Annotated in this window: 12 protein-coding genes and 1 tRNA gene; 5 read left to right on the plus strand and 8 right to left on the minus strand. The window is 43.1% G+C overall.

Annotated features, from left to right (window positions below; genetic code table 11):
- The first annotated feature begins 39 nt into the window (after nt 1-39).
- Entirely contained in the window at nt 40-555 is a 516-nt protein-coding gene (locus P2A85_RS10250) for a L,D-transpeptidase (protein WP_377479355.1), read from the plus strand.
- Nucleotides 556-649: 94 nt separating this feature from the next.
- Here P2A85_RS10250 and P2A85_RS10255 read toward each other — a convergent pair whose 3' ends face one another.
- Nucleotides 650-2047: an AAA family ATPase gene (locus tag P2A85_RS10255; protein ID WP_377479359.1), complete on the minus strand. Its 1398-nt coding sequence runs from the start codon at nt 2045-2047 to the stop codon at nt 650-652.
- A gap of 173 nt (nt 2048-2220) precedes the next feature.
- Here P2A85_RS10255 and P2A85_RS10260 point away from each other — a divergent pair, with 173 nt between their 5' ends.
- The gene (locus tag P2A85_RS10260; RefSeq protein ID WP_377479362.1) at nt 2221-2664 is read left to right on the plus strand and encodes a hypothetical protein; all 444 of its coding nucleotides are present in this window, start codon (nt 2221-2223) and stop codon (nt 2662-2664) included.
- A gap of 659 nt (nt 2665-3323) precedes the next feature.
- Here P2A85_RS10260 and P2A85_RS10265 read toward each other — a convergent pair.
- Nucleotides 3324-4913: an Hsp70 family protein gene (locus P2A85_RS10265; protein ID WP_377481416.1), complete on the minus strand. Its 1590-nt coding sequence runs from the start codon at nt 4911-4913 to the stop codon at nt 3324-3326.
- 203 nt (nt 4914-5116) lie between these two features.
- Between P2A85_RS10265 and P2A85_RS10270 the strand changes: the two genes are divergently transcribed.
- Nucleotides 5117-5554: a DUF4079 domain-containing protein gene (locus tag P2A85_RS10270; protein ID WP_340524892.1), complete on the plus strand. Its 438-nt coding sequence runs from the start codon at nt 5117-5119 to the stop codon at nt 5552-5554.
- A gap of 354 nt (nt 5555-5908) precedes the next feature.
- On the opposite strand, the gene P2A85_RS10275 is transcribed toward P2A85_RS10270, so the two are convergent.
- From P2A85_RS10275 to P2A85_RS10285, 3 genes are all read right to left on the minus strand, one after another.
- On the minus strand, nt 5909-6214 hold the full coding sequence (locus P2A85_RS10275) for a DUF4090 family protein (RefSeq protein WP_377479365.1): 306 nt from the start codon (nt 6212-6214) through the stop codon (nt 5909-5911).
- A gap of 101 nt (nt 6215-6315) precedes the next feature.
- Nucleotides 6316-6397 (minus strand) — tRNA-Leu (locus P2A85_RS10280).
- A 126-nt stretch (nt 6398-6523) separates the two neighbouring features.
- On the minus strand, nt 6524-7264 hold the full coding sequence (locus P2A85_RS10285) for a peptidoglycan-binding protein (RefSeq protein WP_377479367.1): 741 nt from the start codon (nt 7262-7264) through the stop codon (nt 6524-6526).
- Nucleotides 7265-7585: 321 nt separating this feature from the next.
- Between P2A85_RS10285 and P2A85_RS10290 the strand changes: the two genes are divergently transcribed.
- Nucleotides 7586-8866: a transposase gene (locus P2A85_RS10290; protein ID WP_340551264.1), complete on the plus strand. Its 1281-nt coding sequence runs from the start codon at nt 7586-7588 to the stop codon at nt 8864-8866.
- 684 nt (nt 8867-9550) lie between these two features.
- Here the strand turns inward: P2A85_RS10290 and P2A85_RS10295 are convergent.
- The 3 genes from P2A85_RS10295 to P2A85_RS10305 all read right to left on the minus strand — a co-directional run bounded on the left by P2A85_RS10295 (nt 9551) and on the right by P2A85_RS10305 (nt 13168).
- Nucleotides 9551-11074 carry a carboxypeptidase M32 gene (locus tag P2A85_RS10295; RefSeq protein ID WP_377479370.1) on the minus strand — a complete coding sequence of 508 codons (1524 nt, stop codon included), beginning with the start codon at nt 11072-11074 and terminating at the stop codon, nt 9551-9553.
- 61 nt (nt 11075-11135) lie between these two features.
- A complete protein-coding gene (locus tag P2A85_RS10300) occupies nt 11136-12338 on the minus strand; it encodes a tetratricopeptide repeat protein (RefSeq protein WP_377479373.1) in 1203 nt (400 codons plus the stop codon).
- Between the two features lie 290 nt (nt 12339-12628).
- On the minus strand, nt 12629-13168 hold the full coding sequence (locus P2A85_RS10305; protein ID WP_377479376.1) for a GNAT family N-acetyltransferase: 540 nt from the start codon (nt 13166-13168) through the stop codon (nt 12629-12631).
- 318 nt (nt 13169-13486) lie between these two features.
- On the opposite strand from P2A85_RS10305, the gene P2A85_RS10310 reads away from it, so the two are divergent.
- Nucleotides 13487-13753 carry a hypothetical protein gene (locus P2A85_RS10310; RefSeq protein WP_340522979.1) on the plus strand — a complete coding sequence of 89 codons (267 nt, stop codon included), beginning with the start codon at nt 13487-13489 and terminating at the stop codon, nt 13751-13753.
- Nucleotides 13754-14025 lie beyond the last annotated feature (272 nt).

Consider the following 14025-nt stretch of genomic DNA (forward strand, 5'->3'; position numbering starts at 1 on the left):
TCTAAAATCATAACTCTCAAATGATACGAGGTGTGAGACATGAAAAACAATATAAACTCAACTTACTTCCGCCGCGTTGGAACTTTCTGTGCTGGTTTCGCCTTGACAATTGCAGCTTTTTGTGGTGGTTCAACTGCTGTAATTGCTGGCGAACAGCACAACACAATTGCCTATCGAATTATGGAGTTGCAACAATCTAGTCAACGCTGGATTGAAATCGATCTATCAAGACAAAAGTTAATAGCTTGGGAAGGAAATAAATCAGTTTATGCTGTCAATATTTCCAGTGGCAAATCATCGACTCCCACGCGCACGGGAACGTTTGCGATTCAAACCAAATATCGGGTTGCAAGGATGACTGGGCCGGACTACGATGTCCCCGATGTTCCTTATACAATGTATTACGATGGTGGGATGGCAATCCACGGCGCTTATTGGCACAATTTGTTTGGCAATCCTGTGACTCATGGTTGTACAAATGTGGCGGTAAATCACGCTAAATGGCTGTTTGAATGGGCATCGGTGGGGACGGCGGTGGTGGTGCACAAATCTTAATTGTTAGTTGTTAGTTTTTAACAACTAACTGTTAACAGTTAACAGTTAACAGTTAACAGTTAGTTGTTAACAGTTAGTTGTTAACTGTTAGTTGTTAGTTGTTATAGCCTTTATCAGGTAGATTCAGCAAATAACGACTTTTAATATATTCTTTTAAAATGGGGCTTAAACTGATTAAATTACCATTTTCTCTAGTTTCTATTTCCAGTAAAAATCGCATTTTTAAGGATGATATACTATTGACTAATTCCGTCGCTACTTGGTCGATTTTAGGGAGGATTTTAGAAATACTAATGGGGGCAGTTTCTTGGGCTAATTGTAACATGACTGTTTGTTCGGTTGGCGCTAATTTTTGCCATTGTCTATCGAGGTGCGATCGCACTCCTTCTGGCACAATTAATCCCTGATATTCTAAAAACTCACTAACATTTCCGGCATATAATTCACCGATTAATTCGGCAGTCAATTCTAACCATAAGGGATGACTTTGATAAAGGGTTATTAATTGTGGCCATAGTTCTTGATTGGCTAAGTTTTGGTGATGTAAAATTTCTGTTGCATCTGAGTCTAAGCCTGATAAGATTAAAGATTTAACGGGATAATTAGCTTTTTCTAATTGTTGAATTTCTAGCCATTTTTCTTGAGATAGTAGGATGATGTTACTGTGATGGGAAGATTGGGCGATCGCCTGAAATAATAGGTGATAGGAAGTGCGATCGGTTTGCCAAGTTCCGGCTAATTTTTGGGGCGTAAAAAGATTTTGGATATCGTCAAGAATAATTAAACATTGATATTGAGTGAGGTAGTCAATAAAGAGATTAATTTGGGATTCAATATCGTTAGGTATTTCTGGTGGTGAGAAGATTTGTAATAAGTTAGTTAATGTGGTGGTAAGGGAAGGGGAAAAATAGAGAGAACGATAAATTATATAGTCGAAGTGTTGGGGAATTTCGTTAATGAGATGAAGGGCGGTAGCCGTTTTACCAATTCCGCTAATACCGAAAATGTTGATGAGGCGAATCTCTTGATTAATTATCCAATCTTTGAGGGTAGAGAGTTCGTTATTTCTGCCGTAAAAATAGGGAAATTTAGGAGCATTATTGAGGTGGAGTTTAGGGCTAGATGTTTTTCGCGTTGGGGGTGAGTTATTTTTGGGATGATTAGTTTTGTTACAGACGCTAATGTTATTAGTAACCCCTACAATACCACTAACAACTACACCAGAAACTTGATTAAAATTTGTTTTTTCTAAAATAGCTTTAACATTAGCTTTTCTCACCTTTTTTCCTAATAACTCAGATAAAAATTTCCATAAATCAGAAGCGGTATCAGCGACATGACTTTCACTATATCCAGATTTTAGAGCAATTTCTGAATAAGTTTGATCTTGTAAAGTGCCTTCTAAAACAGATTTTTGTATAAAATCCAGATGGGACCCTGTTTTATCAAATAGTAGCTCATCTAAAATATTAACAACTTGGGCTATGTTCATAAATTAAAGAGATGCTGGAGTTTTAGCTATTATATCATAAGTTTCCGAATTTTCCGAATTTTCCGAATTTAGTTGGCAATTATTAAGTCCCGAAGTTTCCTAAACAGGTACTTGGTTTATGTAGTTTAGAATATTTTAAAAGGTATGTATCTTACCACACAGGAGTTTTCTAAATGAAAATTAAAACTTTTGTAATATTAGGTTCTCTGTTTGCCAGTTTAGGAATTTTTTCAGCAACAACAGTATTAGCTCAAGGCAAAATTGTAAATTATCAAGGGAAACAATATCTTGTACTACCAAAAGGTGAAGCATTGGGGCCAAGTGTGCGCTGTAGCCGTGATGGTGAAAGCTGCTATTCTCTTGGCCTAGTTGATTGCAACGACAGGGACTGTTTCTATGGATTGTCTCTTATCACTACGAGAACTATATTTCATAACCCTATCCATGCAAAGGCTTGCTGGGGTGTCGGTTCTACCTACGAGTACATCCTTGCAAGCAGTGGTGTTGACTGTAGAATATATGGAGTGCCTAATCGAATGCTTGACGAAAAAATGAGGCAGGCAGAAGATACTAAAAGAAGATTAGATGATGCACTAAGACAATTACAACAACGTTAGTACACAATGTAGGTTGGGTCAAGCTCCAGCGCGACCCAACTTATGATTTCGATTAATTATAGCGATCGCTCTATCACGATTACCTTATAGCAGTGCGGAACCATCAAGGGTTTATACTTGTGAACTTTTCCGCAAACGCTGTCTTTCTTTCAATCGATCATCACTATTCAACTGAAGCAATATAACAGTTGTACGTCCTTCAGGAGTTAAACCAATTATGCTCTTATCTAAACTCAATTCAAAATGTTCAGACCATAATTGTTGACGGGGGTGAAATAAAAAACTAAATTCACCTGTATTCGGATCAAATGAACCCAGATCGCTTCCTTTGTGACGATTACAACGCCAACAAGCAAAAGCTAAGTTATTAATGCTGTTACCTCTTAATTAAAATCCCGATAAAGCGATAATGCGATCTCTCCAGCCACTCGCTCAAAAATAGCCCGACATCGTTGGCCAAAGGCTTCATTCTCGGCTTGTCGTCGGGCTTTTTCTACTGGGTCAAGTTGACGATCGGGAAAACTCGTCCTTGTCTGGCGATCGGTTTTGGTAATATTTGGGTCATAAATAGTACCTGAGTAGTGATTAATCAGTAGTCTATCATAATAACTATGGCTATTGCTTTTCTAGTTTATTGCTACGATCGTGTCGAACTCACGTTAACTTAACTGCACCACGGGTTTATCCTCTAACAAAGTTTGATTTGTCAGCAAATCTTCGACGGTAATTCGTAGAAAACGCTGTTCATCAACGCGGAACAAAGCTTTTATGCGATCGCCTCCCGGATACCCCGGCGGTGTCAATTGAGCGATGCTGCGAGCTCCGTCTTTGTCGTTTAGCGGCTGTACAGATGTTTTACCTGCGAGTTGGCGAGTAATGAGTCTATCACCATCAAAATAGATCTCTGTGCCGCCAGTTTCCGCTCCCAATTCACCGATAATTAATTCTATACTCGGCTGATTTTCTAGAGAAGCTCCCAATACTAATTCTACTGGTTCGGTCATCGGGTAAGACTGACCGGATTTGATTAAGTTATGCCAACTATGACAATTTTCGCGACGATTCCAGTAGCGAATGCCGTAACTGTGGTAGAGAAAATCTTTGATTTGTATACCTTGACTCAGTTGCAGAGCACCTTGGGCGATCGCCTCAAAGGGCTTGTCACACTTAATTTTTGCTGAATCGAAATATTGTTCAACCCACCGTTTTACAGCCGGAATTTGTACAGTACCGCCAACTAGCAAAACTGCATCGATATCCCCTATTTCTAAACCCTGACGGCGCGCTTGCTGTAATACTTGATTCATGGACTCATCCAGGTTGTCAAAAAAGTGATGTTCGGCGAGGATGGCTTCAAAGCGATCGCGATTTAATTCTAATTCATAAGTCTCAAAATTTTCTTCATCAAAATAGACCTCTGTAGCCCGTTCTTGCACAGACAATTGAATTTTTAAACGTTCGGCTAATCTGGTGATGATGGAAGATGGCATCATTCCTGTAGTTTTGATGAAATCATCTGCCAGCCAATTATCAATATCCGAACCGCCTAAATTTTGTCCAGCTTTAGCTAAAACACGGGCTATTTTGGCTTTTTGTCCTGAAGATTCAGCCAGGGATCTGTCACCCCATTTCAGCAGGAAACCCAGGGGCTTTTTGTTGGCAGAAATATCTAAACGTACTAAAGAAAGGTCGAGGGTTCCGCCGCCAAAGTCAATTACTAACAGATTTTCGCGATCGCCTAAACCGTAACCCAAAGCAGCAGCCGTGGGTTCATCCAACATCCGCACCTGTTCTACTTGCAAGGATTGAGAGAGTTTTCCCAGCCAATTGCGGTAAGCTTCAAAACTGTCTACAGGAACGGTAAAAACCAAAGAATCTACAGGTAGTGGCAGTTCGCGAATGGAGCCGACAATTTGACTCAAAAACCACTGTCCTACTTGCTCAAAACTAACTATTTTTCCGTCAAGTTCCGGGACAAAACCCTGAATGGGAGTGCCAATTCCTCGCTTGAAATTGCGGAAAAACCTATTATCCGTGCTCAAGTCAAGGCCTTTGTCGCGGACTTGTTGACCAAGTATTACTTGATTGTGAGCAGCGTTCTCAACATAGAGCAGACTAGGAATTAGGGGGGGATTTTGAGCTGAAATTGCCGATAGTCCCGGCAATTTCAAAGTTTCGGGCTTGGATGTCGCCGGATTCGTGCGAGCGACGACGGTGTTGCTAGTTCCAAAATCAATTGCGATCGCCATTGAAGCAAAATACACAGCTACTAGGGATTACAGCATATTAGGGTATTTGGAGACACCTATGCAAATAGGATATTTCAGGCAGAAAATTGCTGGCTACCCCTGAGTCGATCGCCCTGGAGCGCTAGATTATTTATTTTTGCTTTCAATTCCAGCTAAAATCAAAATGAGACTTTTTGAGCAATCTCTGATTAGGGATGCAGCAGATGAACCTACCTTCTTTCTTGTGGTTGTGGAAAATAGCAGCTTGGTCCATGGGTTTTTCCCTGTTTGCTTACCTGTTGCTGGCGGTTACTGGAACATGGATGTTCGCCGCTCGTAGCACCAAAAACCCCCGTCCAAAATGGCTGCGTCCTTTCCATTTAGCTACAGGTGCGGGGATGGCGACTTTGGTAATTTTACTGCTGGGAATTGGCGTAGTTGGAACCCTGGGAGAATACGGCTATTTAGGTCATTCTGCTCATTTGCCTGTGGGGTTAGCAGTTGTTACTTTGGTGTTAGTTTCTGTTGCTAGCGGTCTGCAAATTAGCCCCAAAAATCCTTGGGCTCGTCCTTTACATATTGGTGCTAATTTGACTTTGTGTGGGGGATTTGTGCTGGTGTTGCTGACAGGATGGACTATTGTCCAAAAGTATTTGCCTTGATGTTTTTGCAGTTTGCTAACCCGTTTATGATTTGGCGGTTGAAACAGCTACCATAAAAAATTTCGTCCGCGCCACGCGAGAATGAAAAATAAGGGGGTATGATTTGGTCTCAGAAAATCGGGTTTTTGTGTAATATCGTTTACGGTTGCATCGGAATGATTTAACCGCAGAGAGCGCAGACGGCGCAGAGGAGGAGAAGAGAGAGATGAATACAGGACGATACCAAAGGATTTGATATAATATCAAATCCTCTCTTCATTGGAATTATTAAACTCTCTCTTCTCTTCCTTCGCGTCCTTCGCGCCTTCGCGGTTAAATCATTCCGATACAACCGGAATTGATATAACTTCTGAGTTACTTGCCGCCGTAATAAAAGGCAACTTCTTTATCCTTGAGCGGTGCAAAGTTGGCAGCGATCAGCATTTGATCTAGTTCTGCTTGAGGCAGGTGTTTGACACCGATGCGGACGATGCGCGATCGCATGGTATTTGATACACCACTGCGCTGTCTCCCTGCTTCTAATCCCATTACTTTCTCGTAAAGGTCTAATTTTGCCTGGGGAATTGGAGAGCCATCAAAGTCTATACCAGAGGCGATCGCGACATCGATCGCATCTGCGCCAGTTGTAGATTGAGCCACTGATTTTGTTTCTTCAGACATGGGTAATAATTTAAAAAAAAAGGCGATCGCTCAACCGAAAAATCTCAAATTGGGCGTTCTAGATAAGCTCAAATCCTTGACTAATCAAGGATTGAATTTAGTGCGGATAAAAGGACTTGAACCTTCACTCCTCTCGGAACCAGAACCTAAATCTGGCGCGTCTGCCAATTCCGCCATATCCGCGTATTCACATTAAACAAAACTACCACATACTACTTTATTTGTCAAGCCTAATTGAAAAACCCGGTTTTGGTTCTGAGTCAGCCTAGTTGGAGGTTGAAACCGGGTTGGCTGGTCTGTGATAATAACTTATTTTTGACCCAGTGCTTTCCAAGTGGTGTCATCTACCACTCCATCTGCCTTGAAACCTTTGTCATCCTGAAACCCCTTGACAGCAGCAATGGTCTTGGCACCAAAAATACCGTCGATCGGACCTGGATCGTAACCTTGAACTTCTAGGCGCACCTGTAGTGTTTTCACTTTGGCACCAGAGGAGCCTTTAGAGAGAATAGTTACAGTGGTTGGAGCGTTGCTGGGAGCGTTGCTGGGAGCGTTGCTGGGAACTGAAGCATCCTTCTGAATGGGAGACTCCTCCTCAACTTTTTTAGGAGCAGATACCGGCTCGGCTGCTAATGCTGTCCAAGTCTCTTTGTTGACGATGCCGTCTGAATCCAACCCCTTAGCTCGTTGAAATTCACTGACAGCCGCGGTGGTGCGGGTGCCATAGGCACCGTCGATCGTGCCGATGGAGAAACCATGAATTTGCAACCGTTGTTGTATGGCTGCAACTTCCGGTCCGTCTGCTCCTGCGGATATAGTTTTTTCCTTTTTGACTGGTTTTTGCTCCCCGGCATAAAAAGGCTTGTTAAACATATCTGTTTGGGAATTCGCCTCTGGGGATGAAGTACCAGGGTCAGCCGGAGCCACAAAGTCTCTGCGGTACTGTTCTTGGACAAAGGGTTTGGACTCGAAAGCTGCGGTAGCATTCCTGGTGAATCCAGGAGCTACCAGAGCCACTAAGCCGAGAATCGTTGCAGTAGTCACTCGCATAGGTTTTCCTCACGATAGTAAACTTTTGTAAATTAGGACTGTTTTATGGTTTCTGTGTTCAATTGTAATACCATGCAGGACACACTTACTCATAAAAATTCATACGGGATGCGGGACACTCAGCGGCTTCAGCCCTGAGAGGAAAGCGGATCGGGGGACTTCAGTCCCCGTGTCTTTCTTAGTTAGCAGAATGACCTGGATCTTCTATGTATTTCTTAACAACCTCACTGCTAATATTGCCTAAAGTTTTGTTGTTGTAGCTTGACCTATCCAGTGTACTCACCTAAACTAAATAAATCAACTAATTTTCCGGAAAAAGAGGTGGCTAGAGTCAAAAAAGCAATGGGAGTACAGCAAGTATTACTGTCTCCCACCAAAGAAGTTGAAGCCGTGTTGCAGTATCTCTGTCGGCAATCTGGAAAGCTATACAATAGCGCCGTTTATTTCGCTCGCCAGACATTTTTTAAAACCGGAAAACTGCTGACCGGAAAATTTGACTTGTCTTTTGAACCGTCAATTTCTAAGTCGATGGTTGCCAAGTCGTTGCCTTCAACGCCCATGCAGCAAACTTTGATATCAGTTACAGAGGCATTTAAAGGCTTCAAAGAGTTAAGAGCCTTATATAATGAAGGTAATTTGCGCTTTAAACCTAAGCCTCCAAACTATCTAACGCGGTCTAAGTTATTCAAAGTAGCTTACCCAAACTCTGGAGGATTAAAGCCAACGCTAGTTGTCGATCAGTTACGATTTTCTTTGGGTTTAACAGTGCGTCGCTGGTTTGGAATTTCTGAATTCTTTCTCCCTAGGCCGTCAAACATTGACTGTACAAAGGTTAAAGAGTTCACAATTCTCCCGAAGAATGGCGCTTTCTACTTAGAGATGTCTTACGAAGTAGAATGTCAGCAGCATGATTTAGATCGCAATCAAGCGCTATCAATTGATTTGGGAACTGCTGATAATTTGGCAGCTTGCGTTGATACGCTCGGAAATTCCTTCTTGATTGACGCTCGCGCCATGAAAGCGATGAATCAACTTTGGAACAAGAAAGTAGCAACCAGAAAGGAGGGGAAACCTACTGGTTACTGGGATAGTTGGCTAGACCGCGTAACCCGCAAGCGCAATCACCAGATGCGCGATGGCATCAATAAAGCTGCGAAGCTAATTGTTGACCATTGTTTGAAACACGGCATTGGTAATCTAGTAGTTGGATGGAACCAAGGGTTTAAATCTAATGTTGATATGGGTAAACTGAACAATCAAAAGTTTGTTCAAATGCCTCTCGGTAAATTAAAAGAGCGCTTAAAGCAACTTGGCAATTTGCACGGCATTAAGTTCACTGAAACAGAAGAAGCATACAGTTCCAAGGCTAGCTTTCTTGATGGAGACTCCCTGCCTAGATACGGCGAAAAACCGCCTGGGTGGAAAGCATCTGGAAGGCGAATTAAACGTGGATTGTATCGTTCTGCTGATGGGACTATAGTTAACGCGGATCTTCACGGTGCCGCCAATATTCTAAGAAAAGTAGCCAGTAAGTTAGGTGTAAAACTTAACCGACTGAGTAGTCGGTGTTTGGCCACCGCAGCGAGAATCAGACTTTGGTAATAACTAAAGTTATTCTGTCAGCAGAATCTCAGTGGCTTCAGCCCTGAGAGTGTCAAATCTAAGGAATGTTAGATAGAGTGATACCAATGAATTACTAAGGGGTCAAACACTATAGGAATCAACGGGAATGTCTGTATTTGGCGATCGCCAAGTTGGGAATTAGATCCATTCCGGTTCCACTCAGACATGATTGTTGACTGTTGAGGGTTGAATGTTGACTGTTTCAACAATAGACATTTCCTAAAAAGATAGTCAAAAACAGGCAGGATGGCTGTTCCACATAAACTATGGGAGATGTCTAATACCGATGCAGCCGAAGACGATATTAGTAAGCAGTTGAAACCGCTTTTTTGACCTCAACTAAATAAATCCGAGCGGGTGGACTTACTTCAACTCGGTTGCACAAATATAGGCTACACAAATATACATTGACCCTGGGCGATTACCCGGTAGATTTCCTCATAAATGTGGCAATCTGGATCGAAAGCGAAGGGAATACGAAGGTCAGTACCTAGGGGTAAACCAGATTTTTTTAGTTCATTACATCAATCAATTTTAGATTTTAGTCACGAGATTGGACAATGAAAAAGCAACCCATAGATGAATCCGGCATTCCCATAATCAATAGCTTTTGGTGATTGTTTTTCATTTCTTTTTCCAGCTAACTATGTTCGCTTGCTATCCTCAAATCACATAAAATTCGCCATATTTGTTGCGAATATACCGCAGAAATGGTTCGATACTTAAAGGAGAACCTGTAACTCGATCGAGCAATTCGACGGCGGTGTATTTACGACCATGACTATATATATTTTGTTTGAGCCAATCATGGAGTACGGTAAAATTCCCCTGTTCTATTTCTACCGGAATTTCTGGATTGATTTTGACTGCGGTTTCATAGAATTGGGCGCTCATTAAATTACCAAGGGTGTAACCTTGGAACATACCGCCGATCGTCCCAACATACCAATGAACATCCTGCATTGCACCCTCGCTGTCGGTGGGAGGAACAATACCGAGGTCAGTTTTATAGCGACTGTTCCAGGCTTCGGGGAGGTCATGAACCGATAGTTTTCCCTCTACCATTGCCAATTCTAGGTCAAAGCGGATGGCTACGTGGAGGTTGTAGGTTACTTCGTCGGCGTCGGTGCGGATCAGCGATCGCCCGACTTTGTTAATGGCCTTATAAAATACCTCAATCGGCACCTGTCCCAACTGCCGCAAAAATACCCCTTGCAGTTGCGGGTAAAAACATTCCCAAAAGCCCCTACTCCGGCCGACTAAATTTTCCCAAAGCCGGGACTGGCTTTCATGAACACCAGAGGAAATGCCACCAGCTAGGAGTGTACCTTCAAATTCGGGGGAATTTCCCAGTTCATAAAGAGCGTGTCCCGCTTCGTGGATACTGCTAAAAAGAGCTTGATCCAGGTGATCTTTGTAAACGCGGGTGGTGATCCGCACGTCGTCTATGGAGAAGTTAGTCATAAACGGGTGCAAGGTGGTATCTTGTCGTCCCCGTTGGAAGTCGTAGCCCATACGTTCTACGACGGTGCGAGTGAATTCTAATTGCTGGGCTTCTGGGAAGTCTTGATGCAAGCAAGAGTCGTCAGCCGGGGGCTGGGAGGTGATGGCTTCGACTATCGGCACTAATTCTTGACGCAGTTGAGCGAACAATGGTCGCAAAATGGATACTTTCATGCCGTAGTCGCTACGATCGATCAAGGGATCGGCAATATGTTCATATCCTGGGAAAAAGTCCGCGTATTGCCTGCTTAATTCTAGGGTTTTTTCCAGATATGGCTCGACGGCTGCAAAATTATTAGCAGCTTTCGCCGTAGCCCAGGCTTCGTAGCAGTCGGCTTGGTGGCGACATAGTTTGGCCATAAAGGCTGCGGGAATTCTGGCGGCGCGATCGTAATCTCTGCGGGCGACGCGAATCAGGCTGGCGGTATTGGAATCGTAGGGGAGGTTTTGTTCGTAGCCTCGTAAGTCTTCTAGCAGTTCCCCAATTTTAGGATCTGTAAATTTTTCGTGGGATATTTGTTTGAGGGTAGCTAATTGGCGACTCCGGGCGCTTGCACCTCTAACGGGCATATAGGTGGCTTGATCCCAGTGCAGCAGGGAAGAGGCTGATTCGATATCGATAATTTCGTTAAGACGGGCTGTGAGTTGACCGAATTTTGTTTCAGTTTTGTCTAGGGTTTGCATGATTGGGGTTAGCGGTACTTTTTGCCTACAAAGGTTGCAGTGCGGCATCTATATTAGTCAATCATTGCCTACCCTGAGTTAAAGCTAAAGACCGCACTTGTTCACGTATTGTATGCAATTTTGAGTCATTTTGGGAAAGTTTTAGGTATTTTTTCGGATTAAGTTCGATCGCCTTGGAGAGATTTTCTATTGCTTTGTCGATGATACTTGCTACAACTGCGGGCTGATTTTTTGACTCTTGTGCTTGTTTTTCTAGGGCCCAGATGCAGGCTTTTTGATAGTAGAGGTTTGGATCGTCAGGTTTGAGTGCGATGATTCGATCGTAAGAGGCGATGGCTTCCGGGTATCGCTGGATTTTTTTGAGGGCTACGGCGCGGTTGTACCAGGCCTCGATATTTTTCGGTTCTGTTTCTAGTGTTTTGTCCCAGGAGGCGATGGCTTCACAGTAGCGCTGTAAATTGGCCAGGGCTAGGCCGCGGTTATACCATGCTTCGCTGTCGTCTGGTTTCAGGGCCAGGCCTTTGTCCCAGGAGTCTATGGCTTCTGCAAATTTTCCCATGTGGGCGATCGCCGTGCCGCGTTTGTTCCAGACTTCCGGGGATTTTGGTCGTAGTTGGAGAGTTTTGTCGTAGGATGCGACGGCTTCTAGGTAGCGTTTGGCATCGGCTAGAGCGATCGCGCGATGATACCATGCTTGGTGTAGGTCTGGTTTAATTTCCAGCGCCCTGTCGTAGGTGGCGATCGCCATTTCGTTTTGTCCTGATTTTTTCAGAGCAAATGCCTTGTTGTACCAAGCTTCCCAGTAGTCGGATTTCAGGGCTAGGGCTTTGTCGTAGGAAGTGATGGCTTGGGAGTAGCGTTCCAACTTAACCAGAGCGTTGCCCCGGTTCGACCAAGCTTCATGGTAATTTGGTTGAAATTGGATAGCTTTTTCGTAAGAGGCGATCGCCTCTGAAAGCCTGTTACACTTTTGCAGCACATTGCCCCGATTGTACAAGGCTTCTGGGTGATCGGGTTTAATTTTGATGGCTTCGTTGTAGGCGCAAATCGCTGTTTCTAGCTGTCCCAACTTTTTGAGGGCGACACCTTTGTTGTACCAAGCTTCCTGAAATTTTGGTTCTAGTTCGATCGCTTTTTCCCAAGATGCGATCGCCGCTTGCAACCGTCCCATTGCTTCTAGGGCGTTACCTCGATCGTACCAGGTTTGAGGGTCTTGGGGATTCAGTTCTATGGATTTTGCCCCACGTTCGATCGGCTTTTCCATACTCGCTAATTTTTGCAAGGGATTTCACCTAATTTTTTGTAAAGTTGCGGTTTTTTTTATATTAACTTTCATACTAGGATGCTTTTTGCCCTTCCCAGGGCTGAAACCTTAGTATTGTGGTAATTTTTGGTGGCTTTACATAAACTCAAAAAAAATCAAACCAGACTATTCTCGTCTTGGTCGTCTATTTTTGATGTATAAATTAATACTTTCTTTTATAAAAATGCGTAGAATTAAGGAAAAGAAAGGCGATCGGGCTTTTTAACCCTGATTTCCCATGATTTAGCAGCTCAGGTTGCTAGATGCTTTCGCAAAAACAGTCGTCGTGGCTGTCCGAACAGCCAACAACTCCAATCCCAATCCACCTGTTCTAACCGATAGCCCGCTTGATAATATAACTGTCGAGCCGCATGATTATTTTCCAGAACATGCAGGTAAACTTCCGAAAATCCCCACTCACGGGCAGTTTTTTCACAATTATTCAGTAGCTTTTGAGCCACACCTTGTCGCCGATACTCTGGGTGAACGGCGAGATTGGATAAATAAGGATAGTCAGAACTTGGGAATTGCCAAGCAAAGCGAGAACGCAGAGCTAATTCTACTGTTCCAGCCATTAACTCTGACCGGTTGTCGAGAGCATTTTCTTCCCGCGAGACTAGCTCCGCAACCAGACAAATGTAATGTTCAGTTTTAGAACGCAGTCGATTTTTTAAATCTTCGTAAATACCTAAGCGTAATACTGGATATACCCAGTGTACTACCCCCTCGCGGGCATGAAAGCTCGAAGCCAAAATATCTGCTAGCTGCATCAGGTCATTGACTCGAGCCATCCTAACTAAAAAGCTACAATTTTCGGGGGTTTGTTTACCGCGTGTTGGTGAGGAAAAAAATGAATAATTCACAATTAGCAGTCACTATATTAATTTTGTAGGATGGTTATTTATACACATAACTATTTTATGAATGGTTATTTTATTGTGATTCATTACCCTCTAAATCAATTATAAAATCACAAGAACATTCAATCATTATCAGCTAATTTTAAATGATTGCTGCTCGGATTTGGTCAACCAATTCATTCCCACCAGATCGGGGTGGGCTTTCTGTAATATTAGGGGTATAACTGATACACATAGTTGATTGACCCGATGAAACCACCACCTTTTTTAGCCTTGACTTGGCAATCTTATCTAATGTACACTGGAAATGTCAAGGGATTGAGAAAAATCATGGCCAACAATAACCCATCCCCTAATACTAGATTTGTAGGTATTGGGAAGGGTATTAAAAACAATCAAAAAGGTTTTAATGTCAGGTTCCCGGAACCTTATCACTCTATGCTTGCAGAAATACCAGATAGAATTGAATTTATTCGTCAAGCCGTAATCGAAAAACTCAAGGATAAGCCAGAATGAATCAGGGTTTGAGGCTCGTGGATGTTAGGGCAGAGGAAGCCGAGGATCGAGTTTCAAGGGCTTCTGGCCACAGGCGCTCCTGTATCCGATGGAACCAACCTTGTCTGTAAGAGTAGGGGGTTTTCTGCCAAAAGTCCCATTTACACTCTGAGGTTTTGGAAAAAGTCTCTGGGGTATCACGCAATAATTCGGTCTGTGGGCGGTATGACCAAATAATTCGATAGTATGCAGAAGGCGATGGAGAAATTCAAAACCGCGATCGAGCTAATGAG

The organism is Microcoleus anatoxicus (assembly GCF_042465725.1).
GTDB classification, from domain to species: Bacteria; Cyanobacteriota; Cyanobacteriia; order Cyanobacteriales; family Microcoleaceae; genus Microcoleus; species Microcoleus anatoxicus.

What these genes read in the sequence shown, in the direction of transcription:
- P2A85_RS10295 (WP_377479370.1), bottom strand. Translation starts at nt 11,074, where the DNA reads ATGCAAACCCTAGACAAAACTGAAACAAAATTCGGTCAACTCACAGCC.
- P2A85_RS10255 (WP_377479359.1), bottom strand. Translation starts at nt 2,047, where the DNA reads ATGAACATAGCCCAAGTTGTTAATATTTTAGATGAGCTACTATTTGAT.
- P2A85_RS10265 (WP_377481416.1), bottom strand. Translation starts at nt 4,913, where the DNA reads ATGGCGATCGCAATTGATTTTGGAACTAGCAACACCGTCGTCGCTCGC.
- P2A85_RS10305 (WP_377479376.1), bottom strand. Translation starts at nt 13,168, where the DNA reads ATGGCTCGAGTCAATGACCTGATGCAGCTAGCAGATATTTTGGCTTCG.
- P2A85_RS10300 (WP_377479373.1), bottom strand. Translation starts at nt 12,338, where the DNA reads ATGGAAAAGCCGATCGAACGTGGGGCAAAATCCATAGAACTGAATCCC.
- P2A85_RS10260 (WP_377479362.1), top strand. Translation starts at nt 2,221, where the DNA reads ATGAAAATTAAAACTTTTGTAATATTAGGTTCTCTGTTTGCCAGTTTA.
- P2A85_RS10285 (WP_377479367.1), bottom strand. Translation starts at nt 7,264, where the DNA reads ATGCGAGTGACTACTGCAACGATTCTCGGCTTAGTGGCTCTGGTAGCT.
- P2A85_RS10275 (WP_377479365.1), bottom strand. Translation starts at nt 6,214, where the DNA reads ATGTCTGAAGAAACAAAATCAGTGGCTCAATCTACAACTGGCGCAGAT.
- P2A85_RS10250 (WP_377479355.1), top strand. Translation starts at nt 40, where the DNA reads ATGAAAAACAATATAAACTCAACTTACTTCCGCCGCGTTGGAACTTTC.
- P2A85_RS10310 (WP_340522979.1), top strand. Translation starts at nt 13,487, where the DNA reads ATGAAACCACCACCTTTTTTAGCCTTGACTTGGCAATCTTATCTAATG.
- P2A85_RS10270 (WP_340524892.1), top strand. Translation starts at nt 5,117, where the DNA reads ATGAACCTACCTTCTTTCTTGTGGTTGTGGAAAATAGCAGCTTGGTCC.